This window comes from Faecalicatena contorta (genome assembly GCF_021531995.1).
Taxonomy (GTDB): Bacteria; Bacillota; Clostridia; order Lachnospirales; family Lachnospiraceae; genus Dorea_A; species Dorea_A contorta_A.
Genome location: NZ_JAFBIZ010000204.1, coordinates 1 through 2477 on the forward strand (window position 1 = coordinate 1; position 2477 = coordinate 2477).

A 2477-nucleotide genomic window follows, 5' to 3' on the forward strand; every position below is an offset into this window, starting at 1 on the left:
ATACAAAAGACGATACTTTTAATAAAAGAATTGTTCACTATTTGAAATTTTACCAATTTCTGAATGTTCGTGGATATATAAAAGAAATTCCCTTTAAACCGGAATATTATTTAAAAAAAACATACCCGGAGCATCATGATAGAACGATAGATGAAAAAGTTTATATGGAAATTTTACAAAAATTATATGCATTTCCATTAACTTTAAGATTGATATTTTTACATTTATGGTGTACCGGTTTGAGAATCAGTGAAGTGTGTACGTTAAAGGGGGATGCCTATTACTGGGATGGAGAAGATGCATGGTTGAAAGTCTACCAGATTAAGATGAAGGCAGATAAAATGATACCTATTCCATTTGTGATGTACAGAATCATGCGCAAATATATCGAGAGAGAACACATTCGTCCAAAAGATTATATATTTAAAGGAAAGAATGGTGGAGCCTACCGTGTAGGAACATTTTGCAAAGAATTTCAGAAATACTGTTATAAGAATGGAATATCAGAAGGAGATTACATTTTCAAAACTCATGATTACAGACATACGCTTGCAACTCAATTTTATGATAAAGATGTTTCTATACAGGCAATCCGAGATTATTTGGGACATTTTTCAGAAGAAATGACAAAACAGTATGTGGACTTCATGCCAAAGAGGGTTGAAAAAGCAAATGATAGCTATTTTAAGAAACCTGGAAATGATTTGGCTTCTATAATTAAAGTTAAGAAGCGTGGTGATGGAAAATGAAAAACAGAATTTACATATATGAGATGGAATGCTATAAAGAGGCATCTAAAGAGCAGCTTCGGAAAATGCGTATCAAATCGGAACGGTATTTTAATCTGGAAGGGTTACCATCAGAAGAACTAGCCGAAAAGTTAGAAGAGTTTATATGGGAAAGAGGAAAAATACTAGCTCCATCTAGTTTGGCATGCGAATTGACTTATTATAATAATATTCGGCAATTTTTGATTGATCGAAAGATAAAACGATTAGATGCGAGGGAAGAAGAAAAGATCATTCGTATGCTGAAAGGCTGGATGTTGGAAAAAGGTTATGCCTTGTCAAGTAAGAAATATCGACCAGAATACGATAAGGTGGGAATTGAAACTCCTAACATTGTAAAGCATATGAAGAAACTCTTGAAGTTTCTGGAAGAAGAGGATGACCGAGACGAGCAGGAAAAAGATGTTTGGACGCTTAAAAACTTTGATTTTCCTATTCAATGGAATCCAATTTTGAACACGGAAACAATTAACTTTACCGAAATTGTACAATCTGATATCCGTGAAGAAGTGAAAAAAGTGATTTTTATGCATTTGAAATATTCCCCTTTAGGAACAATTCATGGTGAGATGACTGCAGTAAAACGTTTCTCCAGATTTCTAAAAAAGAAATGTCCGAATATCCAATCACTACAGGATTTGGAAAGGATGCATATAGAAGAGTATCTAATATATCTGCAAACAGAAGCACATGAACGGAAAAATTATAGATCTGATCTGTATGCCTTGCGAAGGGTTATAGAAGATGTTGGAAATTTATATGAACGGCAGTGCATGAGCGAATTGTTTCTGAGCAATGATTTCCCAAGCACACCAAGACATGTATTTAAATTTTACTCGGATGCAGAAATCAAAAGACTAAATGAACACATTTTCAAAATGGACGAGCAGATATGTAGGGCATTGATTATCCATCAACTACTGGGAACGAGGATTTCAGATACACTGACTTTAAAAACAGATTGCTTAAGTATGAAGAAAAATCGATATTTTATAAGGATTGATCAAGTAAAATCGGTGGCCTATGAAAAAGCTATTAGTGATGAAGTGGCACAATTGATTATGAAAGCAATTGATTATACGAAAGAACGGTATGGAGAAACAATCTATATTTTTGTAAAAAAAGATGATCCGACAAGACCTTATCAATATCGTATGATTCAAAATCAGATTATGAAAATGATCCGTCAGGAAAATATCCGGGATGATAATGGTGAGTTTCTGAAGTTTGGAACTCATATTTTCAGACATTGCTATGGAAAGAAACTGACAGAAATGCATGTGGATGACTGGATGATAGCTAAGCTACTGGGGCATACCTCCATATATTCTGTACACCATTATCGGAAAATCGGAAATAAACTAATGGCGGATGAAACGAGAGCTGCAAGAGAAAAAATGGACATGATTCTATTAGATATCGTAGAAGGATGGGATGATTATGAAATATGACAAGATGGTAGCGATTACGCAGGCAGAGAGTCAGAAAAAGATGAATATTGCAAAAAATACAATATCGGATATGCTTAAAAATATGGAAAGAATTACCGTAGCGGAGCTGGTAAAAAGAACAGGACTTTCTAGGGGATTTTTTTATAAAAATGAGCTTATTAGAAGAGAAATGGATGATGCAATACATAGACAGGAAGCAATTTTTAAGAATAAGCATCCAGTTGCAATGGATAGAAAA

Annotated in this window: 3 protein-coding genes; all 3 read left to right on the plus strand. The window is 34.1% G+C overall.

Annotated features, from left to right (window positions below; all coding sequences use genetic code 11):
- A partial coding sequence (locus tag JQM82_RS15155) for a tyrosine-type recombinase/integrase (RefSeq protein WP_235251235.1) occupies positions 1–749 on the plus strand: 749 nt, incomplete at its 5' end.
- 65 nt (positions 750–814) lie between these two features.
- Complete coding sequence (locus tag JQM82_RS15160) at positions 815–2239, plus strand: tyrosine-type recombinase/integrase (protein WP_331472933.1); 1425 nt, start codon at positions 815–817, stop codon at positions 2237–2239.
- A partial coding sequence (locus JQM82_RS15165; RefSeq protein ID WP_235251238.1) for a DUF6262 family protein occupies positions 2229–2477 on the plus strand: 249 nt, incomplete at its 3' end. The genes JQM82_RS15160 and JQM82_RS15165, both read left to right, overlap by 11 nt.